Here is a 25241-nt window from a genome sequence, read left to right as displayed (position 1 = left end):
ACAATGGCAAAACAACAATTAAATCAATTACGTCACTATTTAAATCAAATGATATTAGGGCAAAGCGAGTTAGTTGATAGCTTATTAATTGCCTTATTAGCCGATGGACATATTTTAGTTGAAAGCCCACCTGGTTTAGCAAAAACACGTGCTATCAATGCATTATCTGATGGTATTGAAGGTGACTTCCACCGTATTCAATTTACCCCCGACTTATTACCTTCTGATGTCACAGGTACTGATATTTTTCGTCAGGAAACGGGTCAATTTATTTTTGAAAAGGGTCCGATTTTTCATAACCTGATCTTAGCTGATGAAATTAATCGAGCACCGGCTAAAGTACAATCTGCATTACTTGAAGCAATGGCAGAACGGCAGGTAACCGTTGGTAAAACAACCTATCCGTTACCGGAGCTATTTTTAGTGATGGCAACACAGAATCCGCTTGAGCAGGAAGGCACTTACCCCTTACCTGAAGCACAATTAGACCGTTTTATTATGCATATTCAACTGGATTATCCGGATGCACAAACCGAACGCGCGATTCTACAGTTGAACCAAAAAGAGATTTTGAAAGAGAAAGTAGCGGAAGTTACTCCCCTATTAAATGAACAAATTTTTGCCATGCGTGAAGAGGTCATGAAAGTGAGTATTGCTCCGCACCTAGAGCAATATCTGATTGATTTAATTATTGCAACGCGCCAGCCAGCTCGTTTTGGTGAGCAGTTAGCACAATGGATAAGCTATGGCGCTAGCCCGCGTGCAACACTGGCTTTAATGCGTACCGCCAAAGCACGCGCTTGGTTAAATGACCGTGATTATGTAATGCCAGAAGATATCATTAGTAACTTGTATCCAGTGTTACGCCATCGTCTTATTTTAAGTTATGAAGCCGAAGCACAAGGTGTCAGCGCCAATCAAGTTATTCAAGAAATCATTAATCAGGTGGCTATTGCAGGATAATGGATAATAACGTGCCCGCTATTTTTACTAATACGCCTTATACCACAGGGGTGGATGTGCAATTAACTGAATTGCTCAGTTATAAACAGCACGGTAAGCTTTCGCTTAATGCCAAACGCTTACCGGCAACACGCCAACTCTCTGGTAATTATTTAGCGAATATTAAAGGCCGTGGTATGGAGTTTGCTGAAGTACGTCATTACCAACCTGGTGATGATGTACGTGCCATTGATTGGGCGGTAACCGCAAGAACAGGCAAAGCACACACTAAATTATTTCAAGAAGAAAAAGAACGCCCTGTTTTTTTATTAGTTGATGTTTCCGATAGTATGATCTTTGGCAGCCAATTAGTGTTCAAATCTGTACAAGCCTGCCATTTAGCCGCCCTATTAAGTTGGCAAGCCAAACAGAGAAATGACCGTTTGGGTGGGATTGTATTTAATCAACAACAGGTTGCAGAGCTAAAACCAACATCACGTAATAAAGGCTTAATGGCCTTTTTACATCAAAGCCAAACGTTATGTAAAAAAATAGCGTTTAAAACAGCGCAGCAACAATCACTTTTTTTACAGCTAAAACGACTATCTCATTTAGTGCAAACCGGTAGCCAAGTTCATTTAATCAGTGACTTTTCTCAATTAGATTCAGCCTGTTATAAACTTATTAATTTAATGCGGCGACATAATCAGGTCACTGTCTGGCAAATTAGTGACCCTCTTGAATCGCACTTACCCAAACAAGCGTTACAAGCGGGTTTAAAAATTAATTCAATCAAGGGCAGTGGTTTTTTACGTAATCAACGACAACAACAATCTTACCAAGAAGCTGCTAGTCAACGTCAGCAATTAATGGAAAATAATTTACTTAAGTATGGTATTGCACATTACCATATCAGTGCAGCAGTGCCATTATTGGAGCAATTTAATGCCTACGCCCAATAATCCATTTGAACAAATAATATTGCCTGTCGATGTGCCGTCTGCTTGGCCTCCAGCACCTATTTATTGGTTAATTTTGGTTGCGGTCATTGCCGTTAGCTGGTTAACGTTTTTTTTAGTTAAACGCTATATCAAAAAGAAAAGAATAGTTAAACAAGCCTTGGCATCATTGCAGCAATTACAAAAAGATAATGCTAGCTTTGCACAATTAAACCAATTATTAAAAGGCTTATGTTTACATTATTACCCTCGTGAACAAGTCGCATCGATTACTGGACAAGCATGGTTTAACTTTTTACAAGCACACCATACGCAACAAGGTGTTACTCTGTTCAATAATCAGGATGAGTTTTGCCGTCGTTTATATCAAGATAACTCCTCTTGTACTGAAAAGGATTTTCTCTCTGCCAAAAAATGGATACAAGCATTTCCAACACAGTTTAAAGCACGTCAAACGTTAGCTTTAAAAAATAAGCAGTTAGCAGGTAAAAAAGATGTTTGAATTTGTATACTGGTGGATTTTTCTATTATTACCAATGCCTTTATTAGTCCGTTATTTTCTAAGCCCTAAAAAACAATCTTACACACAGGTATGGATCCCGCTTGCTGATGGTTTACAGCAACAAAAAACGACTAAAAGAAATCCTCTGATCAGTTTTATTATTCCTTGGTTGTTATGGCTTTTATTACTTGCCACCATCGCTAAACCTATTTGGTACGATCAACCTATTCGCATTCAACAACAAAGCCGCGATATGATTTTATCTTTGGATTTATCAGGCAGTATGGATGAAGTGGATATGCCATTAAATGGTAAAACGGTAAATCGTTTAACCTTAGTAAAATCAATCGTTAAAGACTTTGTTAAAACACGACAAGGTGATCGCTTAGGGCTTATTTTGTTTGCCGACCATGCTTATTTACAGACTCCGTTAACCTTTGATGTGGAGACTGTTTCCACCATGGTAGATGAAACACAAATCGGCCTAGTAGGGAACCGTACCGCGATCGGAGAGTCGATCGCAATGGCCATTAAACGCTTTGTAGAAAATAAAAATGAACAACGTGTTTTAATATTACTGACCGATGGCGCAAATACAGCGGGTAAAATTAAACCGATTGCCGCAGCGCAACAAGCCGCTAAAAATAATATTAAAATATATACCATTGGTATTGGTGCCGATGAAATGATTAAGCGAGGTTTCTTTGGCAACCAACGTGTTAACCCTTCTGCGGACTTAGATGAAAAAACATTAACTAAGATTGCAACATTAACTAATGGGCAATACTTTAGAGCCAGAAACCAGGAAGACTTACAAAAAATTTACGATACGATTAACCAATTACAACCCGTAGATAGTGAGTTTTTAGAGTTTAGACCAGAGAAAAACTTGTTTTTTTGGCCTTTATCGTTGGCAATATTGATTTTATCAATGGTAATTATTTCATTAAAACTAAGAGGTGAAGATGAACTTTAATGACACCTTAGCCAGCACTTTTGGCCCATTAAGCTTTATTCGTCCTTATTGGCTAATTGGGTTAATCATTATCGCCGTCTATAGTTTATGGCGTTATCAGCGTAGTCAACATAAACAAACCGGTATTATTGCCAATCATTTAAGTGAACATTTGGTTACCTTGCCTGAAACCAGCAAAAATAATCGCCTAGTTATCACTATATTATCTGCCATTGCCTGTATTGCATTATCAGGGCCGAGCCTGCGTAGTGTTGAATTACCTGTTTATGAAATACAAAAAGCACAAGTTATTGCACTCGATTTATCTTATTCGATGTATGCAACGGATATTAAACCTAACCGATTAAGCCGCGCCAAATACAAAGCAATCGAACTATTAAAACAATGGTCGGAAGGTGAAAAAGGGCTGATTGCCTATGCCGGAGATGCCTTTACTATCACCCCTCTCACCATAGACAGTAATGCCATTATTAATCATATTCCGCACCTTTCACCGGAGTTAATGCCAGTGAAAGGTTCTCGACCTGACCTAGCGCTACAAAAAGCGATTTCATTACTCGAAAATGCTGGGTATCAACAGGGACAAATTGTCTTTATTAGTGACGGGTTTGATCAACAAAGTTTGAATAAAATGAAGGATCTCATTACAGGTACAAAATGGATGGTATCAGTATTAGCAATGGCTACACCTGCGGGGGCTGCGATCACGTTACCTAATGGCAGCTTATTAAAAGATGATGCGGGTAATATCGTTATACCAAAACTAGAAGCAAATAAGCTTTATCCGATCGCTAATATGAGTGATGGTTTGTATTTAACTTTCGATGCTAAGGGACAAGAAATTCCTTTACTAGCGAATCATTATGACACTAATAATACAGTAAAAGAGAACCAGAAAAATGCTAAAAACATGGCCAGTAAACAATTGATTGATGATGGTTATTGGTTAAGTTTATTACTTTTACCCCTGTTTTTATTGTTATTTAGGAAAGGTACTTTTTATGTTGCATTATTAGCGCTCACTTTGCCATTAACAACACCGAAAGTAGAAGCGTCAATATGGAAAAATAGTGAGCAGAATGCCTATCAGGCTTTGCAAGATGGCGACTATACACAAGCCAGTGACAACTTTCACAACCCAGATTGGAAAGCCGCCGCACTATTCAAAGATAAACAATACAAACAAGCTGAAGCGATTTATTCAGAACAAACAACAGCAAATCCCAAAAATGCAACCACGCTTTATAACCTCGGTAATGCACAAGCGATGCAAAAAAAGTATCAACAAGCATTAGAAAGTTATCAGCAGGGATTAGCACTCCAGCCAGACTTTGCACAAGCTAAAGCTAATAAAGAAGCGGTTGAAAAATTACTTGAGCAGCAAGAGCAAGAGAAAAAACAGCAACAGGATCAGCAAGGTCAAAGCCAGCAAGATAAACAACAATCATCTGAGCAGCAGGATCAACAAAGTCAAAGCCAACAAGATGAACAACAATCATCTGAGCAACAGAATCAACAAGACCAACAAGGTCAAAGCCAACAAGATGAACAACAATCATCTGAGCAGCAGAACCAACAAGACCAGCAAGGTCAAAGCCAGCAAGATGAACAACAATCATCTGAGCAGCAGAACCAACAAGACCAGCAAGGTCAAAGCCAGCAAGATGAACAACAATCATCTAAGCAGCAGAACCAACAAGACCAGCAAGGTCAAAGCCAGCAAGATGAACAACAATCATCTGAGCAGCAGAACCAACAAGACCAGCAAGATGAGCAACAAGAGCAACTGGCTCAGCAACAAGCGGAAATGAATGCAGCGGCACAGTCACCGCAGGATCAAGCCGCTGAGCAGGAAGCCAATGCATTATCATCAACAAATGAAGAAGACGTTAATAAAGAGTATGAAGAATTACCGATTTGGTTAAAAAATATGCCCGATGATCCTTCTTTATTATTACGCAATAAAATGCAGCTTGAATATAGAAAGAGAGCCGCTAATAAACCTGTTTTACAAAAAAATAACGGAGAAATCTGGTAATGCCGTTTTTACATAAATGTTTAAGTGTGATCCTACTTTTAATTGCGATCAGCTCCTCTGCTTCTGCCGCGACACAAGCAACGGCATCGGTTAGTAATAATCAGGTTTTTCAGGGGGATACTTTTATTTTAACCATAGAAGTTAATGACACGGGGTCAGAATATCAACTCGATACCAGTGCATTGACTGATGACTTTAAAGTAAGTGGCCCGTCTCGAAGTCAAAGCACTTCAATTATTAATGGTGATATTAATCGAAAAATCACATGGGTATTACGCTTACAGGCCAATAAAGTAGGTGATTTTACCATTCCTGCTCTAGCAATCGGTGATCTATTAACCGACCCAATAACAATACAAGTTAAAGAAGCTGGTGAAGAGCAACAATCTACATCGGGCGACACTATCTTTATTGAAAACAGCGTCGATAAAACACAAGTTTATTTAGATCAACCTATTATTTTAGAAAGCAAAATTTATGTCTCTGAAAATATCGTCGATGGTGATGTACAAGCGCCAACATTAGCAGCTGCAAATATAGAGCGTATCAGTAATGATAACCAGCAAACACAAGTGATACTTAATGGACTTCGCTATAAGGTATTCACTTATCAATATCAGATAACGCCAACAGAAGCCGGTGATGTGAAGATAACTTCGCCACTATTGGTGGGTTCAATTCGTAAAAATGTCAGTGTCAGCGATTGGCAAAATAGGATCATTTCACAACCTATTAATATACGAGGTAATAGCATTGCCATCACTGTAAAACCGATGCCGGCTAATTATCAAGGCGATTGGTTGATCAGTGAAGATGTACATTTAGTTGAAAATAATAACTTACAGGCAGCTTCTTATACCGTTGGCGACCCTATCACACGCAGCATTAGTTTACGTGTTGCATCAATTAGCGTCGACAAAATGCCTGAAATTAAACTTAATTATGACAGCTCCTTACGTTACTACCCTGATCAAGATGATTTAAAGCAAGGGACGTTAAATGGCGTGTTATATAGCCAACGAACTATTACCCATGCGATTATTGCTGATAAAAGTGGTGAGCTAGTTTTACCTGAAATAAAAATTCCTTGGTGGAATAGTAAAACTGAACAACAAGAGTTTGCAACACTACCCGCGCAAACATTAACTATCAAAGCTGCATTACCAAACACCAATAATGGTCATCAGGGCAATGCCAGTAACAGCGCAAGTAATATTGCCAGTAACGTTGTAAATAATGATGCAAGCACTCAGGGTGCCCTCTCGGCTGCTTCACAATTAGCCAACAACGATGCACAAAACAAGCTCAATGAATATGCGGCTGAAAATGAACAATTAACAAAACGTTTATTTTTCTGGCAAATCAGTGCACTAATACTTTTAATTCTAGTTATTTCACTTTGTATCTATTTATACTTTGTAAAAACTAATAAACAATTAAAAGCAGTGGTTAGCCCAAGTAATAACAATAAAACAGCAACACCCTACCAACAATTATTACAAGCTTGTGAGCAATCAACGCCGCAACAGGTTTATACCTATTTATTACGCTATTTTCAGTCACAACATGCTGATATTACGCAATTACAACAAATTACGGTATTTAGCCCATTGCCGGATGATCAAAAACAACAACTTCAAAGTAATTTGCAACAACTTGAGCTAGCTTGTTCAGGTAAAACGCACCAATGGGATGCAAAACAACTAATAAAGTTAATAAAAATGCACCAAAAAACAGCAAAAATACATAACAGCCACTCAATTAACACCCTCAACCCTTAACTTCAGTCAAAAATGAGCAGATTGTTCTTTTTTAATTTGCTCATAAATGACGTTTAAAACTCATTTTTCGTTAAAAAACAAACCGAAACATGACCTAAATCAAATAAATAGATAGACAAACCCTAATGAGGTAGAACCCTCGCATATGATGCAACTGTTCAATATACGGGATGGCGTTTTAATTACTCCTTTTTCGTATTATTAATGAGCATTCATCATAAAGTGGCATGTAAGTTGCTGTAATTACTTTATATGAATATCGTTTTTAATGCGTCCCCATATATTCATAGTTGATTTGACTATAATTTTAAGCCACAAGGAAAATACAATGAAAGTGACAAAATTAGCATTATTGGTTGGTCTTACTGCAGCAATCCCTTCTCTATCTCACGCTGACACATTACAAGATGTAATGGAAAAAGATGTTTTAAACTGTGGTGTATCGACAGGTATCCCAGGTTTCTCAGCAGCAGATTCTAAAGGTGTATGGAAAGGTATCGATGTTGACATGTGTCGCTCTGTTGCTAGTGCAGTATTAGGTGATGCAAGTAAAGTTAAATATATCCCACTGACAGCAAAAGAGCGTTTTACAGCACTACAAAGTGGTGAAATTGATCTGTTAGCACGTTCATCTACTTGGACAGCGACTCGTGATACATCACTAGGTTTAAACTTTGCTGGTGTTAACTATTATGATGGTCAAGGTTTCTTAATCAGTAAAAAACTAGGTGTAACATCGGCTAAAGAGCTAGATGGTGCAACGTTCTGTATTCAAGCAGGTACTACTTCTGAACTTAATCTAACTGATTACTTTAAGTCTAATGGCATGGAATACAAAGCCGTAACTTATGATACATCAGGTCAAACTATTGATGGTTTCAAAAAAGGTCGTTGTGATGCAGTAACATCAGATGCATCTCAGTTATACGGTTTGAAATTAAAAATGGATGATCCAAACACAGTAATGGTATTACCTGAAATCATTTCTAAAGAACCATTGGGTCCTGTTGTTCGTCAAGGTGATGATAATTGGTTCAACGTAGTACGTTGGAGCTTATTTGCAGCACTTGAAGCTGAAGAACTAGGTGTTACTTCTAGTAATGCAGAAGCAATGATGAAATCAGAAAACCCAAGTATCAAACGTTTATTAGGTACTACAGGTAACGCTGGTGAAAACCTAGGTCTTAAATCTGACTGGGCTTACCAAATTGTTAAACAAGTAGGTAACTACAGCGAAATGTTTGATAAAAATGTAGGTAAAGATTCTCCGCTAAATATTGACCGTGGTTTAAACAAACTATGGAACCAAGGCGGTCTAATGTACGCAATGCCAATTCGTTAATTTTAAACAGTCTCTTAGGGGGAGTTTACCTCCCCCTTTTCCCTAGCTGATTAAAAGGCACATTATGAACAACAAACAACTCCCAATAGACGGTAAAGGTTTCTTAAACAACCCCCAACACCGTGCAGTTTTCTTCCAAATTATTGCCTTAATCGCCGTCATTTTTTGTGCATTTTATTTTGCTAATAATATGTTCGATAATATTGAAAAGCGTGGCATAACAACTGGATTCTCTTTCTTAGATAACACCGCTGGTTTCGGGATCAGCCAAACTCTTACCAATTACGATGATGGTACATCGACTTACTTTGATGTATTTATTGTCGGTTTATTAAATACTTTATTAGTCTCTATTTTAGGCATTATTTTCGCTTCTATTCTGGGGTTATTAGTTGGTATTGGACGTTTATCAAACAATTTTTTGATTTCTAAACTATCACTTATCTATATAGAAACATTCCGTAATATTCCTATTCTATTACAAATTCTATTTTGGTATAACGTTGTACTAGCGGCATTACCTAGCCCACGTCAAAGTATGAATTACTTAGACAGTGTGTTCTTAAATAATCGTGGTTTATTAATACCAGAACCTATTTTTGAAAGTGGTAGTAGCGCGATTTTAATCTCGTTTATCATTGCTGTCGCAGCGGTTTTCTATCTGACTCGATGGTCAAGAAAACGCCACGATAAAACAGGTGAAGAATTCCCACTTATTAAAGTCTCTCTTGCTATTTTAATCCTAGCGCCAACATTAGTTTACTTTATTGTAGGACAGCCTATTTCAGCTGTTTATCCTGAATTAAAAGGATTTAACTTTAGAGGTGGCCTAGCCATTATTCCTGAGTTATTAGCGCTTTTATTTGCACTAAGCATCTACACAGCAACTTATATCGCAGAAGCAGTTCGTGCCGGCATTGAAGCCGTGCCTAAAGGACAAAAAGAAGCGGCTAAAGCATTGGGTTTAAAAGATCATGTTATTTTATCAAAGGTTGTTTTACCACAGGCATTACGCGTGATCATTCCACCTGTGATTAATCAATTTTTAAACTTAACTAAAAACTCATCCTTGGCAACCGCGATTGGTTATCCTGAACTGGTCACATTATTCTCTGGAACAACATTAAACCAAGTCGGTCAAGCAATTGAAATAATACTCATGACCATGGCTGTTTACCTCACTATCAGTATTGTTATCTCACTGTTATTGAACTGGGTTAACGCCAAAATGGCTATAAAAGGACGTTAAAATGGCAACTTATACAATGAAAGAAGCCAAGCCTGCCCCTTCGGGAAGTAAAGGCATTATTTTTTGGTTAAAAACAAATCTATTCTCGGACGTAAGAAATAGCTTATTAAGTTTGGTTGGTCTGTATCTTATTTACCTCACCATTCCGTCGCTATTAAATTGGATGATATTTGATGCAACTTGGAGCGGAACACAGGATGAAGTGGTTAATTCAGGCGCACGATGGATATTTATCATAGAGAAGTTCGATCAGTTTATTTATGGTTTTTATCCTGAACATTTACATTGGCGCCCTAACCTAGTTGCAGTGCTATGTGTTGCATTCCTAATGGCATTAAAAGTATTAAAAAATAACAAAACTAAAATTGTGATAATGCTTCTATTCCCTTTTGTTTGTTTCATTTTAATTAGTGGTGGCTGGTTTGGTCTAGAAACTGTTGAAACAGAAAAATGGGGCGGTTTAATGCTAACCATTTTAGTTGCAGCCGTTGGTATTATCGCTTCGTTCCCTATTGGTATTGTATTAGCCCTAGGTCGTCAATCTGATATGCCAATTCTAAGAACCTTATGTATTGGTTTTATTGAATTTGTACGTGGTGTGCCGCTAATTACTATTCTATTCATGGCTTCAGTGGTATTACCGTTATTTTTTCATGATGGTATTGAGTTTGATAAGTTACTGCGCGCTTTAATAGGGATCACGCTATTCCAAGCGGCTTATATTGCAGAAGTGGTACGTGGTGGTTTACAGGCGATACCAAAAGGTCAATACGAAGCAAGTGAAGCACTGGGTCTTAGCTACTGGCAGGGGATGATTTTAATCATTCTTCCGCAGGCTTTAAAAATATCTATTCCTAATCTAGTGGGTTCGTTTATCTCGTTATTTAAAGATACTACCCTTGTTTTAATCATCGGTTTGTTCGACATTCTTGCCATGGTAACACTGACTAACAGTGATACTAATTGGCTAGGCTACGAAGTAGAAGGCTATGTTTTTGTAACCCTTATTTACTGGGTATGCTGTTTTACTATGTCACAATATTCAAAATCGATTGAACGCAAATTTAACACCGAGCATTAAAAGGAAACGTCATGTCAGACCAAGAATTTATGATAACAATGAAGGACGTCAACAAGTGGTATGGTGATTTCCATGTACTAAAAGATGTAAATCTAAATATTAAAAAAGGCGAGAAAGTCGTTATCTGTGGCCCATCGGGCTCAGGTAAATCAACCACTATCCGTTGTTTGAATCACCTTGAGAAATTTCAACAAGGCCAAATTCATATTAATGGAACAGAGCTGATTGATGATGTGAAGATCGTACGTCACATTCGCGCACAAGTGGGCATGGTGTTCCAACACTTTAATTTATTTCCACACCTTTCAGTGTTAGAGAACTTATTGATTGCGCCTACTTGGGTACACAAAAAGCCTCGTAAAGAAGCCATCGAAACAGCGATGTATTACCTTGAGCGTGTGAAAATTGCGGATCAAGCACATAAGTACCCTAACCAGTTATCAGGTGGACAACAACAACGTGTAGCGATTGCACGTTGTCTATGTATTAACCCTGAGATAATGTTATTTGATGAACCAACATCAGCACTGGATCCAGAAATGGTATCGGAAGTATTAGACGTAATGGTGGAGTTAGCTGACGAAGGTATCACGATGATTTGTGTAACCCATGAAATGGGCTTTGCGAAGAAAGTAGCAGATCGCGTCATCTTTATGGATGCTGGACAAGTAATTGAAGAGAATGAACCGCATCAGTTCTTTGATAACCCACAATCTGACCGACTTAAGCTATTCTTAGATCAAATACTTTCACACTAATCTACTTAGGGCTGTTGATGTTTCTGGTTTAAACGAAACAATCAACAGTCGTCATATACCTTAGTATTTTACAGAACCAAAAAAGGGCTAATTAATTAGCCCTTTTTTATGTCTGTTTATATTTTTTATATTCTAACTTCAACTAAAAAGAATAGAAGTATCTCAATAAATTAGCGTTTTGCAGCAATATCACGTAAAGCTTGTTTTTCTTGTGCTGATAAAAATGACATTTCTAAACCATTAATTTGCGCTTGTTTAATTTGTGCTAATGACAGCCCTGCTTGTATTGCCGCTACTTCGTATTCATAAGGTAATTCGATACCTTCAACTGCAGGATCATCAGTGTTTAATGACGCCATTACACCGTGATTTAAAAAAGTTTTAATAGGATGATTAGTAATATCGGCAATAGTACTGGTTTGTAAGTTAGAAGTAATACAAGACTCGATACCAATCTTATTCGCTGCAAGATAATCCATTAACTTCATATCTTCGATAGCTTTAACGCCATGCCCAATACGTTCCGCACCTAACTCTTTAATCGCCTGCCACATGCTTTCTGCACCAGCAGCTTCTCCAGCATGCACAGTGACGCGTAAACCTGCATCCCTCACCTGCTTAAAGTGATTAACAAACAGGTCACCTGGTTTACCTAATTCATCACCAGCAAGGTCTACTGCAACCAACTTATCTTTCTGGCTAAGTAAGCCGTCTAGTTCTATTTGACATGCTTCAGTACCATATGAACGGCTCATAATACCAATTAAATTAGTTTTTACATTGAAGTCTCGACTACCTGCAGCAACACCAGCAACGACAGCTTCAACCACACCTTGTACCGGTAAATTGTGTTTTAACGCCATGTAATAAGGTGAAAAACGCAATTCAGTGTAATCAATCTGCGCATTTTTAGCATCTTCGACATTTTCATAGGCCACTTGATAACAAGCTTCTAAATCGCCCAGCACTGCCACGCCCCAATCTAGTTTTGATAAGAAAGCAACTAAGTTAGGCTCAGCTTCAATGACTTGCACAAAGGGACGCAATGTATCAATTGTTGTTGCAGGTAAAGCAAGATTAAATTTTTGGCCTAATTCTAAAATGGTTTCAATACGAATGTTGCCATCTAAATGGCGATGTATATCAGTAAGCGGTAAGTTTTTAGTGATCATATTCATTCCTCTGTATTTGAAACCATGATAAAAAATTAAACCACCTTAAAATGCAATTTCCGAGGTTACAAATTAAAGTGGTTTAGTAAATGTAGTATAAAGAATGTGGTTATTTTTTGTCATCATAAAATCCGACTAAATGTCACTTTTCAAACTAAACTTAAACCCTATTAACATAATGTGTTGGCAGGATGTAATTAGCACAGGCAGAACATATTTCGAATAATAACGCACTATTGTAATTTTTATGCCCGTTGTCGTTAAAAGCGAGTATAAATTTCTATTTACCCCTTAGCTCTTCATTTTTATGCACTTATTATTTGAACCTAAGCTTAACAACAAATAACCGCACTTTTGATTATTTTGGCTAATAACAATTTCAGCCTTAAATTTATGTCCTCTGCTTGATATTCGTTCAATTAGTTAATGAAACAGGCATCAAGAAGTGAATAATTAAATGATTTGAGTGTGAATAGCTAAATGATTTGAAAATAGGTTTAAGTCTATTTACAAATAATTCAGAGGTTAATATCGGGGTTTTGTGAAATGAATTGCAGGATAAAAGACTATCCTGCAATTATTTAGATTGGCTACATGTTATTTAGATGCAGTCAAAAAAGCGATGCTTAGAACTTGTAAGTAGCAGCAAAGTAATGACCGAATCCAGTTGATTTAAAGCCGCTAGAATCTTCGATTCCATAAACGTCTTTAAACGCTTTAAGGCCATATCCCAATGCAAAGTTATCTGAGTGCCAGTAAATACCATTAAACATTACACCACCATTGCTTGATGAAGAATATTCACTTTTCAAATCAACTTGGTAATCAATATAACCTTGGTAAGAAAAGAACGAACCATTTTCAAAGAAGTAAAAAGGTTTAAACCAGTTAGTAGAAACTTGGTAACCATTCCAATCTTTCTTGTTTAAGTCATATAGACCGTAAACATTGAAGCCAACTTTACCTAACCAAGGCACCATTATATCAGAACCAAGGCCCCAAAAAGAGTTGTTCACTGTAGAATCTTCGTTACCACCACCCCAGTTAAACAAGGTTGCAAAGTATAATTCTTTAACAGGACCAAACGATAAATCTGTACCTGTTAAACCATCAAGTGAAATACGAGGTGCAAATTTAATAAAGATTTTATCCTGCCCATCTTTATCTGAAGAGTCACTATTAGTTAAGTTGAATACATCAGCATAACCATAGTAATCTAAGATTCCAGAACGACCACCAAACTCAAGCTCAAGGTAGTCATGGTCTGATTCACCTGGAAGTTCATTAACGGCATACATTAAATTGCCTTGCATCCAGTTATAATCGTTTTTATGCGTATCGCCATCGGTATAATCGGCTGCAAACGTTGGCATTGCTGCTGCTAAGCTAAGAGCAAGTATTGTTTTTTTCATTGTAAAGTTCCTTTTATTAAGTAAAACAAACCCTAGACATGATAATTCACGTCCAAAAATAGGCTATTTTTTATGACTATCATCCATAACGTCACATTGGATGATGGCTAAAATTCCTGCCGCTTAGGGAGGACCATAAGCATTAAATGGCAGGAATTTTTAGATGTACTTTTTTATTCTGCAACCACAGAATCAAGCGCTATTAACAACATTTCATTAAAGCTTGTTTGACGATCATCTGAAGACAGTTTTTCGCCAGTACGGATATGATCCGATACGGTTAAAATACATAGTGCTTTTGCACCGTATTCAGCTGCCACGCCGTATAGACCAGCCGCTTCCATTTCTACGCCTAAAATATTGTATTTTTCTAACGTATCGAACACTTCAGGCTCAGGTGTATAGAAAGTATCAGCAGAGAAAATATTACCCACTTGCGCTTTAATACCGTGCGCTTTTGCTGAGTTCACAGCTTTTTCTAATAGGCTGTAATCTGCAATAGCAGCAAAATCATGATTAGCAAAACGGATACGGTTTGCTTTTGAATCTGTTGATGCACCCATACCAATGATCACATCACGGACTTTAATGTCTTTGCTTACTGCGCCACAACTACCTACACGGATAATGCTTTTAACGCCATAATCCTTGATCAATTCAGTAGCATAAATTGAACATGATGGGATACCCATACCGCTGCCCATAACTGAAATGCGTTTACCTTTGTAAGTACCAGTAAAACCAAGCATATTACGAACATCCGTCACTTGCACAACGTCTTCTAAAAAGGTCTCTGCAATGTATTTAGCTCGTAAAGGGTCGCCTGGCATTAATACTGTTTCTGCAAATGCGCCGTCGACTGCGTTAATATGTGGTGTTGCCATGTTAATTCTCCAATAATTATTTAAAAATACTTTTACCGTATTCAAGATCTGGTAATTGATGATATTCCGCGATTGTTTGTCCGATATCAGCAAAGGTGTCACGCAAACCGACTGGGCCTGCAGGTACATTTTTACCGTAGAAAATGACCGGAATATGTTCACGAGTGTGGTCAGAACCAGGCCAAGTTGGGTCACAACCATGGTCTGCTGATAACACCAATAGGTCGTCGTCATCCATCAACTCAAGCATTTCTGGTAAACGAGTATCAAAATACTCAAGCGCTGCGGCATAACCTGCCACATCACGACGATGACCAAAATCCGCATCAAAATTTACAAAATTTGTAAATATAATGGTTTCTTTATCTGCGTCTTTTAGCGATTGTAAAGTGGTATCAAATAATGCTTCTAGACCCGTTGCTTTAATCGCTTGGGTAATACCTTGGGTTGCAAAGATATCCGAAATCTTACCAATACTGACCACTTCTCCACCGGCATTTTTCATGCGATCTAACAAGGTTTCAGAAGGTGGTAATACCGAGTAATCATGACGATTACCAGTACGCGCAAAATTGCCCGGTGCGGTGCCTAAAAATGGACGCGCAATAACTCGGCCAATGTTGTAAGGCTCTAATAGCTCACGTGCAATTTCACATAGCTCATACAAACGCTCAACACCGTAGGTTTCTTCATGACAGGCAATCTGAAAAACACTATCACTTGATGTATAGAAAATCGGCTTACCGGTTTTCATGTGCTCTTCGCCTAACTCATCTAAAATCACCGTACCTGATGAATGGCAATTTCCTAGGTAACCAGAAATGCCAGAACGTTCAACAATTGCATCTAATAATTCTTTCGGGAAACTATTTTTCTTGTTTTTAAAGTATCCCCATTCGTACAAAACAGGTGCGCCAGTAATTTCCCAGTGGCCACTTGGTGTATCTTTACCCGTAGAGATTTCCTGTGCGTAACCATACGCAGAGACAGGAACAACAGTTTCGTCGAGTTCTAGTGGGAACTCACCTGAACTATCTCGGCAAGCATGTGCTAGGCCTAATTTAGTTAGGTTAGGTACCACTAACGGCCCCTTACGATTTATATCTGCTTGACCTGTTGCACAAAGTTTGGCGATACTGCCAAATGTATTTGCACCCACATCATTAAAAGTAGTGCCATCGGCTAAGCTACCTTCAAATTGGTCTGCATCGTGACTTGCGCCTATACCTAAAGAATCAAGTAATAGAATAATGGTGCGTTTCATTAGTAACCTCCAGTTTCAGCGGGTTTAGTCGCTAAATTTAATTCCGCTAATAAGCTTCCTAAAAGGCTTGAAGCCCCAAAACGGAAATGCTCTGTGTTCACCCAATCGTCACCCATAATATCTCGGGCTAATTGCATGTAATCATTTGCAGTTTGTGCATCTTTCACACCACCTGCGGCTTTAAAGCCAATATCCTTGCCTGACTTTTTAATTGCTTCAATCATTACTCTTGTTGCTTCTAATGTTGCGTTGACTGGTACTTTACCCGTTGATGTTTTAATAAAGTCAGCGCCTGCATTAATACAAATTGAACTTGCTTGCTCAATTAACTCGGCAGTTTTTAACTCACCGCTTTCAATAATCACTTTTAAAGTGACTTGCTCGCCGCAAACTTCTCGGCAGGCTTTAACCATTTTTTCTCCAACCGTAGCGTTGCCCGCTATTAATGCTCGGTATGGAAATACTAAATCCACTTCATCAGCGCCATAGGCTACGGCAGCTTTAGTTTCAGCGACAGCAATGTCAATATCGTCATTACCGTGTGGGAAATTTGTGACTGTTGCGATTTTAATATCGCCAGTGTTTTGTGCTTGTAATGTTTTACGTGCAATCGGAATAAAGCGAGGGTAAATACAAACAGCAGCTGTGTTACCTGCAGCACTCTGTGCTTGCTTGCATAACGCAATCACTTTTTGATCCGTGTCGTCATCATTCAGTGTGGTTAAATCCATCAAATGAATTGCTTGTCGCGATGCTTGTTGTAAATCACTCATTAAAAAATCCTTTGATTTCATTTTTTGGGTCATTAAGTTGTATCGTATTTATTGATACTACCTAAAGGTTAAATAACTGAGGGCTCATTAAGAGCACCTCAGTGCTTATTTAAATATGTAGGTTATGCAACGCTTAGTGCGAAGAAAATACCTACTAGAGTTGCACTCATTAAGTTAGATAATGTACCAGCCATTACCGCTTTTAAGCCTAAGCGTGCGATATCAGGGCGACGTGAAGGAGCTAATACACCCAGACCACCTAATAAAATAGCCATTGACGATAAGTTAGCAAAACCACATAACGCAACAGTAATAATTACCTGTGTATGTTCGCTCAATGCTTCTTTAACATTTATAAAGTCGATGTAAGCAACAAACTCATTCACTACTAATTTCTGACCTAATAAGCTACCTGCAACAACAGCTTCAGACCATGGCACACCAATTAAGAAAGCGATTGGAGCAAATAAGTAACCTAGAATTTGTTCAAGTGTTAATGCCTCAAAACCAACAACATCACCAAACGCACCTAACATAGTATTAATTAATGCAATTAATGCGATGAAAGCGATTAACATTGCACCAACATTTAGCGCAAGTTTAAGACCAGATGATGCACCTGAAGCCGCAGCATCAATAACGTTAACAGGTTGATCTTCATCTTCAGCTTCAACTAGTAATAGTTCTTCAGCAGTAAGTTCCTTAGGTTTCTCTGTTTCAGGTTCTAAAATTTTAGCCATTAACAGACCACCAGGAGCGGCCATGAATGATGCAGCGATTAAGTACTCAAGGCTAACACCTAAAGATGCATAACCTACCAATACAGAACCAGCAACCGACGCTAAACCACCACACATTACTGCAAACAATTCAGAACGAGTCATATGTTTAATGTAAGGTTTAACCACTAATGGTGCTTCAGTTTGCCCAACAAAAACGTTCGCAGCAGCTGACATTGACTCAGTACGACTTGTGCCTAGTAATTTTTGTAGCGCGCCACCAAAGATTTTGATAATGAATTGCATTACACCTAGGTAATACAAAACCGCCATGAATGAAGCAAAGAAGATAATGATAGGAAGTACTCTAAAGGCAAAGACAAAACCGCCACCGCCAAACACCTCAAACATCTTACCTGATACAAGACCACCAAATAGGAAACTTACCCCTGCATTAGCACTATCGATAACACCTTGAACTGCGCCAGAGATACCCTGTAGGAATGTTGCACCCCACGGAGTAAAAATAACGAAAGCTGGAATGATTGCTTGTATTGCAAAAGCCCCACCCACAGTTCGAATATTAATTGATTTTTTATTCTTAGAAAAAAGAAAAGCAATTAAAAGAAGGGATATAACTCCCACTAGACCCATAATTATGTGCATATATTTACTCCATTCATTTATGTCAATTAGACTGAAGAATAACTCTACAGTCATCTCCCTCTGATATCCTGGCCAACCCAGGCATGTATAATCCGAAAAATTCGAATTTGTGCGGTTTGTTACCTATTGATAACAAACCTAATTTGTTACACCTCGATTATAGTTTATCCATAATCATGGTTTCTAATTTATTCTGGTCAATCGCAAAATTGCGAATACCTTCGGCTAATTTTTCAACCGCCATAGGATCTTGATGATGAGCCCATAAAAACTCAGATTCTGTTAATGCACTTGGCGCTGCTTTAACTTCCGTAGTCGCGATTAATTTTGTTTCAACTTCACCATCAGTATCACGTAATTCTTGTAATAATTGCGGGCTAATCGTTAAACGGTCACAACCTGCTAACTCTAGTATTTCACCGACATTTCTAAAACTTGCACCCATTACCACTGTGTTATAACCATGTTCTTTGTAATAGTTATAAATAGACGTTACAGAGATCACACCAGGGTCTTCACTAGGTTCAAAATCAACACCTTGCTTTGCTTTGTACCAATCCATAATACGGCCAACAAAAGGTGAAATTAAAAACACCTCGGCTTCAGCGCAAGCCTGTGCTTGAGCGAATGAAAAAAGCAGCGTGAGGTTACAGTTTATCCCTTCTTTTTCAAGTATTTTAGCTGCTTGAATACCATTCCAAGTTGCCGCTAGCTTGATTAAAATACGATCATTGCTTATTCCTGCATCATTATACATTTTCACCAACTGACGAGCCTTTGCTAAACTTGCTTCAGTATCGTAAGAAAGACGCGCATCCACTTCGGTAGAAATTCGACCAGGAATTGTTTTTAAAATTTCTTTACCGATATTGACCGCTAACATGTCACAGGCAACTTCTACTTGTTGTTGTTTGTTATCACCCTGCTTTTTAGCATATTCAATCGCATCTGCGATTAATGGTGCATAGGCTTCAATAGTCGCAGCTTTTAATATCAGAGATGGGTTCGTTGTAGCATCTTCAGGTTGGTACTGTTTGATTGCTTCAATATCACCTGTATCTGCAACAACTGTTGTCACTTGGCGTAATTGCTCTAATTTATTTTGCATGTTTATTCCTTTCACTTGATTCTTTATTTGCAACTGAAACCTAGTTGAAAGCGTCTCACTTTTTATTTATATTAAGTATTTATTTACGACAATAATGGGATGATAAATTGTTGATAAACTATGCCACCAAGATAAACACCAAAAATTCCGATAATGCCTGAAAGTACTGGTGGAGCTGGTAGCGGCAGTTTCAAAAAGGCAAATATCAACCCTACAACAACCCCCGCAAATAAAGCTAATAGTATTTCTTGCATCTCTGTTCCTCGTCATTCTTCAATGAGTAAATAGTAGGCATTCAAAGCACTTTAAAATGAGATCTTGATCTATAGATTTGATATTGACTGAAAAGCATTAACTAGCGTTAACAAAATATGTGGTTTATGCTAATGGTAGATTTAAGGGACCAATATTATGTTTAATATAAGAGAAGATTTTAATTGTTGTAAAACAGTTAGTTGCAGAAATTTCGGCATAAATAAAAGCGATGACTATATTTATAAAAGTAAACGCTTAGGGTATCTTGCAGTAGAATGTAAGGCCTGTGGTAGTCTCCCACCCTGGGTAAATAACCAAATAATCGAAAATATTTTAAAAGAAAAGCTTGCATTCCATTTTGCTAGGAAAATTAGCCACTGTACCCATTGTTATCAATATTTCTTTTTTAACGAAAAAAATGAAGCTCAGTTACACGGTTTCACTGCAGCGGGTACGCAACGTTTGAAATGTAAAAATTGCCAACGGGTGTATAGCGTAGGTAAACATAAGAATATTGATGCAATCACACAGGTATTGCAAACAGTAATAGATAAGCTAGATACAAGTGCTGCGATCAAACAAACCGGTTTATCGGCACGCCTTTATTACTTTTACCTCGAAAAATTATCATTATTGTTGACCAACTATAGCCGTTTAAAAGAGCAAGGAGTAGTACAGCGCGACTACATAGCACTGCAGACTGAAGGCAAGGTTGTACATTTAGACCACAAGCGAGGTTTTTATGCATTGTTCACTGCGGAGGCAGATAGTGGCTATATTTTGTTACAAACCAGTAATATCACACAACAAAAGCTAACCAAACAAGATACTTACCACAGCACTGAAAATACTGTCATTAAAGATGGGTATTCTAGTAATGTTGAAAATGAAATTAATCAACGTTACCAGCAAACGATGCAGCGTAAACATTTCGAAAAATTATTGGTTGGAGAATTAAAGCCGATCAACCGCTGTAGTTTAATCAACCCAGCAAGGCTCTCATACGTGCATTTTTCGATGCTACGCGCCTTTATATACAAAACAGAGCATTACAGACATTATATCGAGTTAGAAAGTAGTATTCGTGCCGCGGCATTAATGTCAGCCTATCCAGAGATTAAAACTGAAAAAGCGGAAATCTATTATTATTTACCTTTTGCTAACAGCAAAGAAACATTAATTAATAAAAAAGCGGGATGGTGGGGAGATCGTTGGTCAAGTTTTGAATCAGGTGCATATAGCGCGATCACTAAAAATTTGCAAAGTAGCCCCCCTTTTGACTTAAAGGATACGGAATATTTGAATCGTTATTTTGCTTATTTAAAAGGAAGTTTGAATAAAGGGTTAAATAGTATTAATACCCTGGCAAACTTTTCAGAGATTCATCGCGTATTATTTAATTTTTGTGAAACTAATAAAGGAAAAAGTCCTGCGATGCAGTTTGCTTTAGCGGATAAACCCTATACGGCACAGGAACTACTAGAAGAAGCGATTGTGCTTAACGAAAATTTACCGCAAAAAGACTAAAAGGTGAAGAGATAACAAAAGAAATAAAGGCCAAGACATTGGCCTTTATTTCCTAAAGTGAACGTAACAATTATTGTTTATTACTGTACAGATTAAAGAGTTTAATAGCGTGCTATTAAAACTTAATACCGTGCAGGTTAAAGTCTAATAATGATTAAAGCTCTTCACCTAAGAAAGCAAAAGGTAATAATGCTGCAATCGTATTTTGTGTGTATTCACCTTCTGATTCATAGCTATAGACTAAACAATCGTTCATTGACTGCTCAGCAATCACCTGTCGACATGCGCCACATGGATGCGCCGTAACCAACAGTTTTTCCGCATTACGAGCAGCAATATGCACTTCTTGAATGTCGCCTTTATTAATACCTTCAGCAACGGCTGTAAAAATGGCATTACGTTCAGCACAGATAGTCGTTGGATAAGCAGCAGATTCAACATTAACCCCCTTGAATTCGCGTCCATCTTTGCACACCACAATAGAAGCAACATTGAATCCTGAGTATGGCGCAGAGCTATTATCTAATAGCGTTTTTAATTCATTAAAATAGTTTTTTTTCATATGAAATTTCTCTCTTTTTCTACATTGGTGATGTATTTAATACAATTTTACAGCAGACAATAAGTTAACTCGATATTAGCAGTCATTAATCGTACAACAGCACCCATGGCATAAACATAACGCTAAGGACTATCGACCTTTCAAACTCTAGAGTCAGATAATAAGTGCAATCAATGACGTATAAAACTTTCTTAGGTGATTGGGTCTGATTTCATTCAGCTTAAGCACATCAAGCAAATGAACCACCTAAAGCAAAGCTACTGGTGGTAAAAAATTACACAGCCTACATGAACAGGCAGAAGATATAAGCGACTCTTTGTTGTACTTAAAGAGTCACTTTAAACGATAGCTGAGTACAAAGATCACAGCCTACAGCATCGTTATTTTAATAATTTTTTCGCAGCAGCAACGACAATAGTAATCGCATGTGATTCCGTTTTTTTCATGGTTGCTTCGTCTGGGATCTCTTGTTGTGTACGGTTAACTATCACGCCTGCAACACAAGCAGCAGCCCAACCTTGAGAAGCACACATAGTAAATAAGGTAGATGACTCCATCTCGTAATTTAATACACCAAGGTCCTGCCACTCTTGCATTGAACCTTTAAACTGGCGAGTAACACGACCAGACACTGTATCGTAACGCTCTTGACCTGGGTAAAAAGTATCACTTGAAGCAGTGATACCCACATGTGGTTCAATATCAAGATCACGACATGCAGCGACCATTGCCGTTGTAGCATGAAAATCTGCAACCGCAGGGAATTCCATAGGAGCAAAATGTAAACTTGCACCATCCAGACGTACAGAAGCTTGAGTCACAATCACATCGCCTACATTTACATGTGGTTGAATCGCTCCAGTGGTACCGATACGTAAGAAAGTACGAACACCTAACTGTGCCAGCTCTTCCACAGCAATTGAAGTCGAAGGACCACCAATACCAGTTGAACAAACCACAACAGCTTTACCGTCGATGTATGCTAAGTAACTAGTGTATTCACGGTGGCTTGCTAAAAATGTTGCATTTTCCATTAATTCCGCAATACGAGCAACGCGCTCAGGGTCACCAGGGACAATCGCTAAGGTTGCACCATCTAACATCGCTTTTGTTAAACCTAAATGAAATACTTCAGACATAATTTTTTTCCTTTTTTAAAAGGCAGTCACACTGCCTTTATTTGTTATAATATTTTTATTATAAAAACTTAATATAAGAACTTGCTAGTCGTGTTTGATATAAAACTTCAATGTAACCACTTAATTTATAAGCTAAACACTGTATTTATAAGTTAATTGCTGTATTGACGACATTATCTACAGTGAAACCAAATATTTCAAATAATTGATCCGCTGGCGCTGACTCACCAAATGTGGTCATACCAATCACTGCACCGTTTAAGCCAACGTATTTGTACCAGTAATCAGCAATACCTGCTTCAATTGCTACACGTTTAGTTACCGCTGCTGGTAGTACTGACTCTTTATATTCAGCTGATTGAAGCTCAAACTGCTCTGTACAAGGAATTGATACAACACGTACCGCTTTACCTTGAGCTGTTAATTCTGCAGCACCTTGCATTGCTAACTCAACCTCAGAGCCTGTCGCAATTAAGATGATTTCAGCAGGTGTTTCAGAGTCAAGCAATACATAACCACCTTTTGCCACATCCGCTAATTGCTGTGTATCACGCGCTTGTGGTTTCAGGTTTTGACGGCTAAAGATAAGTGATGACGGTGCATCAACAGATTCAATCGCAAATTTCCAAGCAACAGCAGATTCAACGCTGTCACATGGACGCCATGTGTTCATGTTCGGTGTTAAACGTAAACTTGCAATTTGCTCGACAGGTTGGTGTGTTGGACCATCTTCACCTAGACCAATTGAGTCATGCGTAAACACTTGAATAGAACGTTGCTTCATTATTGCAGACATACGTAGTGCGTTACGTGCGTATTCCATAAACATTAAGAATGTTGCGCCGTAAGGAACAAAACCTTTATGTAATGCAATACCATTGATAATGGCAGCCATTGCAAACTCACGTACGCCGTAATGTAAGTAGTTACCCGTAGCGTCATCAGCAGTAATGGCTTTAGTACCAGACCACATGGTTAAGTTAGATGGCGCTAAATCAGCAGAACCACCTAATAGCTCTGGTAACATTGCACCAAATGCTTCGATACAGTTTTGTGAGGCTTTACGTGTTGCAATATTGCCTTGGTTAGCTTGTAAATCAACAATGTAAGCAGAAGATTTAGCTTCCCATTCAGCAGGCAATTCGTTATTAACACGACGTTTATATTCAGCTGCTAATTCAGGGTAAGCCGCAGCGTAGGCTGCGAATTTTTCATCCCAAGATTGCTCTGCGGCTTGGCCTTGTGTTTTGTTATCCCAACCTGCATAAATATCGGCAGGGATTTCAAATGGACCGTGGTTCCAACCTAATGCTTTACGCGTTGCAGCGATTTCATCGTGACCTAATGGTGCACCGTGACAATCGTGTGTACCTTGCTTAGCAGGTGAGCCAAAACCAATAATTGTTTTACAACAAATCATCGTTGGTTTAGTCGTTTCTGCTTTTGCAGAGATGATAGCCGCTTTAATTTCTTCAGGGTTATGCCCATCAACAGAAATAACTTGCCATCCGTAAGCTTCAAAACGCTTAGGTGTATCATCAGTGAACCAACCTTCTACGTCACCATCGATTGAAATACCGTTGTCATCCCAGAATGCAATCAGTTTACCTAGGCCTAAGGTTCCCGCTAAAGAACAAGCTTCATGAGAAATACCTTCCATTAAACAACCATCACCTAGGAAAGTGTAAGTATGGTGGTCAACAATATCGTGGCCTTCTTTGTTAAAAGAAGCCGCTAAAGAGCGTTCAGCAATCGCCATACCAACGGCATTAGTAATACCTTGGCCTAATGGGCCTGTTGTTGTTTCGACACCTGGTGCGTAACCATATTCCGGATGACCCGGTGTTTTTGAATGTAATTGGCGGAAGCTCTTAAGATCTTCAATTGAAAGGTCGTAACCTGTTAAATGCAATAGAGAATAGATAAGCATTGAACCATGGCCGTTAGACAAAATAAAGCGGTCGCGATCAGCCCAGTTTGGGTTAGTCGGGTTATGCTTTAAAAAGTCAGTCCATAAGACCTGCGCAATATCAGCCATACCCATTGGTGCGCCTGGGTGACCTGAATTGGCTTTTTGGACAGCATCCATACTAAGGGCGCGTATTGCGTTAGCTAACTCTTGACGAGAAGGC

Annotated in this window: 22 protein-coding genes; 11 read left to right on the top strand and 11 right to left on the bottom strand. The window is 38.4% G+C overall.

Features of this window, described 5'->3' with window-relative positions; translation table 11 throughout:
- Window positions 1–3 precede the first annotated feature (3 nt).
- From GQR44_RS11835 to GQR44_RS11790, 10 genes are all read left to right on the top strand, one after another.
- Entirely contained in the window at window positions 4–963 is a 960-nt protein-coding gene (locus GQR44_RS11835) for a MoxR family ATPase (protein ID WP_166371983.1), read from the top strand.
- Window positions 963–1904: a DUF58 domain-containing protein gene (locus GQR44_RS11830; protein WP_028867054.1), complete on the top strand. Its 942-nt coding sequence runs from the start codon at window positions 963–965 to the stop codon at window positions 1902–1904. The genes GQR44_RS11835 and GQR44_RS11830 overlap by 1 nt, the downstream gene beginning before the upstream one ends.
- Complete coding sequence (locus tag GQR44_RS11825) at window positions 1888–2403, top strand: DUF4381 domain-containing protein (RefSeq protein WP_166371982.1); 516 nt, start codon at window positions 1888–1890, stop codon at window positions 2401–2403. The genes GQR44_RS11830 and GQR44_RS11825 overlap by 17 nt, the downstream gene beginning before the upstream one ends.
- Entirely contained in the window at window positions 2396–3379 is a 984-nt protein-coding gene (locus GQR44_RS11820; protein ID WP_166371981.1) for a VWA domain-containing protein, read from the top strand. The genes GQR44_RS11825 and GQR44_RS11820 overlap by 8 nt, the downstream gene beginning before the upstream one ends.
- Window positions 3369–5417, top strand: coding sequence for a VWA domain-containing protein (locus tag GQR44_RS11815; RefSeq protein WP_166371980.1), 2049 nt, complete (start codon window positions 3369–3371; stop codon window positions 5415–5417). Before GQR44_RS11820 ends, GQR44_RS11815 begins: the two co-directional genes overlap by 11 nt.
- A complete protein-coding gene (locus tag GQR44_RS11810) occupies window positions 5417–7198 on the top strand; it encodes a BatD family protein (RefSeq protein WP_166371979.1) in 1782 nt (593 codons plus the stop codon). The genes GQR44_RS11815 and GQR44_RS11810 overlap by 1 nt, the downstream gene beginning before the upstream one ends.
- Window positions 7199–7526: 328 nt before the next feature.
- On the top strand, window positions 7527–8540 hold the full coding sequence (locus GQR44_RS11805; protein WP_028867058.1) for an amino acid ABC transporter substrate-binding protein: 1014 nt from the start codon (window positions 7527–7529) through the stop codon (window positions 8538–8540).
- 64 nt (window positions 8541–8604) lie between these two features.
- Complete coding sequence (locus GQR44_RS11800) at window positions 8605–9789, top strand: amino acid ABC transporter permease (RefSeq protein WP_205963055.1); 1185 nt, start codon at window positions 8605–8607, stop codon at window positions 9787–9789.
- A gap of 1 nt (window position 9790) precedes the next feature.
- Window positions 9791–10870, top strand: coding sequence for an amino acid ABC transporter permease (locus GQR44_RS11795; protein ID WP_166371978.1), 1080 nt, complete (start codon window positions 9791–9793; stop codon window positions 10868–10870).
- 11 nt (window positions 10871–10881) lie between these two features.
- Window positions 10882–11628, top strand: coding sequence for an amino acid ABC transporter ATP-binding protein (locus GQR44_RS11790; protein ID WP_028867061.1), 747 nt, complete (start codon window positions 10882–10884; stop codon window positions 11626–11628).
- Window positions 11629–11798: 170 nt separating this feature from the next.
- Here GQR44_RS11790 and add read toward each other — a convergent pair whose 3' ends face one another.
- The 8 genes from add to GQR44_RS11750 form a co-directional block, all read right to left on the bottom strand.
- Window positions 11799–12800 carry an adenosine deaminase gene (gene add / locus GQR44_RS11785; RefSeq protein WP_028867062.1) on the bottom strand — a complete coding sequence of 334 codons (1002 nt, stop codon included), beginning with the start codon at window positions 12798–12800 and terminating at the stop codon, window positions 11799–11801.
- 626 nt (window positions 12801–13426) lie between these two features.
- Window positions 13427–14212, bottom strand: a complete 786-nt coding sequence (locus tag GQR44_RS11780) for an outer membrane protein OmpK (RefSeq protein ID WP_166371977.1) — start codon at window positions 14210–14212, stop codon at window positions 13427–13429.
- Window positions 14213–14385: 173 nt separating this feature from the next.
- Complete coding sequence (gene deoD / locus GQR44_RS11775; protein ID WP_028867064.1) at window positions 14386–15096, bottom strand: purine-nucleoside phosphorylase; 711 nt, start codon at window positions 15094–15096, stop codon at window positions 14386–14388.
- A gap of 16 nt (window positions 15097–15112) precedes the next feature.
- Window positions 15113–16360, bottom strand: coding sequence for a phosphopentomutase (locus tag GQR44_RS11770; protein ID WP_166371976.1), 1248 nt, complete (start codon window positions 16358–16360; stop codon window positions 15113–15115).
- On the bottom strand, window positions 16360–17133 hold the full coding sequence (deoC, locus tag GQR44_RS11765; protein ID WP_166371975.1) for a deoxyribose-phosphate aldolase: 774 nt from the start codon (window positions 17131–17133) through the stop codon (window positions 16360–16362). Before deoC ends, GQR44_RS11770 begins: the two co-directional genes overlap by 1 nt.
- Window positions 17134–17255: 122 nt before the next feature.
- Window positions 17256–18518, bottom strand: a complete 1263-nt coding sequence (locus GQR44_RS11760; protein WP_166371974.1) for a NupC/NupG family nucleoside CNT transporter — start codon at window positions 18516–18518, stop codon at window positions 17256–17258.
- A 157-nt stretch (window positions 18519–18675) separates the two neighbouring features.
- Window positions 18676–19626, bottom strand: a complete 951-nt coding sequence (tal, locus tag GQR44_RS11755; protein WP_166371973.1) for a transaldolase — start codon at window positions 19624–19626, stop codon at window positions 18676–18678.
- A gap of 83 nt (window positions 19627–19709) precedes the next feature.
- Window positions 19710–19880 (bottom strand): XapX domain-containing protein, encoded by a 171-nt coding sequence (locus GQR44_RS11750; protein ID WP_166371972.1) that lies wholly within the window; start codon window positions 19878–19880, stop codon window positions 19710–19712.
- A 157-nt stretch (window positions 19881–20037) separates the two neighbouring features.
- Here GQR44_RS11750 and GQR44_RS11745 point away from each other — a divergent pair, with 157 nt between their 5' ends.
- Window positions 20038–21408, top strand: coding sequence for a hypothetical protein (locus GQR44_RS11745; protein WP_166371971.1), 1371 nt, complete (start codon window positions 20038–20040; stop codon window positions 21406–21408).
- A gap of 154 nt (window positions 21409–21562) precedes the next feature.
- Here GQR44_RS11745 and cdd read toward each other — a convergent pair whose 3' ends face one another.
- From cdd to tkt, 3 genes are all read right to left on the bottom strand, one after another.
- Window positions 21563–21970, bottom strand: a complete 408-nt coding sequence (gene cdd, locus GQR44_RS11740; protein WP_028867070.1) for a cytidine deaminase — start codon at window positions 21968–21970, stop codon at window positions 21563–21565.
- Window positions 21971–22350: 380 nt separating this feature from the next.
- Window positions 22351–23109 carry a uridine phosphorylase gene (udp, locus tag GQR44_RS11735; RefSeq protein WP_166371970.1) on the bottom strand — a complete coding sequence of 253 codons (759 nt, stop codon included), beginning with the start codon at window positions 23107–23109 and terminating at the stop codon, window positions 22351–22353.
- A gap of 145 nt (window positions 23110–23254) precedes the next feature.
- Window positions 23255–25241 (bottom strand): transketolase (tkt, locus tag GQR44_RS11730; protein WP_240923640.1); only part of this gene is annotated, 1987 nt, incomplete at its 5' end.

Source organism: Psychromonas sp. SA13A (assembly GCF_011378715.1).
GTDB lineage: Bacteria > Pseudomonadota > Gammaproteobacteria > Enterobacterales > Psychromonadaceae > Psychromonas.
Note: the sequence above shows the minus strand (reverse complement) of the source record. Positions and strands in the feature narration are given on the sequence as shown.

Bases quoted from the DNA above. Each gene is read 5' to 3' on its own strand.
- GQR44_RS11835 (WP_166371983.1), top strand. From the start codon at position 4: ATGGCAAAACAACAATTAAATCAATTACGTCACTATTTAAATCAAATG.
- GQR44_RS11830 (WP_028867054.1), top strand. From the start codon at position 963: ATGGATAATAACGTGCCCGCTATTTTTACTAATACGCCTTATACCACA.
- GQR44_RS11825 (WP_166371982.1), top strand. From the start codon at position 1,888: ATGCCTACGCCCAATAATCCATTTGAACAAATAATATTGCCTGTCGAT.
- GQR44_RS11820 (WP_166371981.1), top strand. From the start codon at position 2,396: ATGTTTGAATTTGTATACTGGTGGATTTTTCTATTATTACCAATGCCT.
- GQR44_RS11815 (WP_166371980.1), top strand. From the start codon at position 3,369: ATGAACTTTAATGACACCTTAGCCAGCACTTTTGGCCCATTAAGCTTT.
- GQR44_RS11810 (WP_166371979.1), top strand. From the start codon at position 5,417: ATGCCGTTTTTACATAAATGTTTAAGTGTGATCCTACTTTTAATTGCG.
- GQR44_RS11805 (WP_028867058.1), top strand. From the start codon at position 7,527: ATGAAAGTGACAAAATTAGCATTATTGGTTGGTCTTACTGCAGCAATC.
- GQR44_RS11800 (WP_205963055.1), top strand. From the start codon at position 8,605: ATGAACAACAAACAACTCCCAATAGACGGTAAAGGTTTCTTAAACAAC.
- GQR44_RS11795 (WP_166371978.1), top strand. From the start codon at position 9,791: ATGGCAACTTATACAATGAAAGAAGCCAAGCCTGCCCCTTCGGGAAGT.
- GQR44_RS11790 (WP_028867061.1), top strand. From the start codon at position 10,882: ATGTCAGACCAAGAATTTATGATAACAATGAAGGACGTCAACAAGTGG.
- add (WP_028867062.1), bottom strand. From the start codon at position 12,800: ATGATCACTAAAAACTTACCGCTTACTGATATACATCGCCATTTAGAT.
- GQR44_RS11780 (WP_166371977.1), bottom strand. From the start codon at position 14,212: ATGAAAAAAACAATACTTGCTCTTAGCTTAGCAGCAGCAATGCCAACG.
- deoD (WP_028867064.1), bottom strand. From the start codon at position 15,096: ATGGCAACACCACATATTAACGCAGTCGACGGCGCATTTGCAGAAACA.
- GQR44_RS11770 (WP_166371976.1), bottom strand. From the start codon at position 16,360: ATGAAACGCACCATTATTCTATTACTTGATTCTTTAGGTATAGGCGCA.
- deoC (WP_166371975.1), bottom strand. From the start codon at position 17,133: ATGAGTGATTTACAACAAGCATCGCGACAAGCAATTCATTTGATGGAT.
- GQR44_RS11760 (WP_166371974.1), bottom strand. From the start codon at position 18,518: ATGCACATAATTATGGGTCTAGTGGGAGTTATATCCCTTCTTTTAATT.
- tal (WP_166371973.1), bottom strand. From the start codon at position 19,626: ATGCAAAATAAATTAGAGCAATTACGCCAAGTGACAACAGTTGTTGCA.
- GQR44_RS11750 (WP_166371972.1), bottom strand. From the start codon at position 19,880: ATGCAAGAAATACTATTAGCTTTATTTGCGGGGGTTGTTGTAGGGTTG.
- GQR44_RS11745 (WP_166371971.1), top strand. From the start codon at position 20,038: ATGTTTAATATAAGAGAAGATTTTAATTGTTGTAAAACAGTTAGTTGC.
- cdd (WP_028867070.1), bottom strand. From the start codon at position 21,970: ATGAAAAAAAACTATTTTAATGAATTAAAAACGCTATTAGATAATAGC.
- udp (WP_166371970.1), bottom strand. From the start codon at position 23,109: ATGTCTGAAGTATTTCATTTAGGTTTAACAAAAGCGATGTTAGATGGT.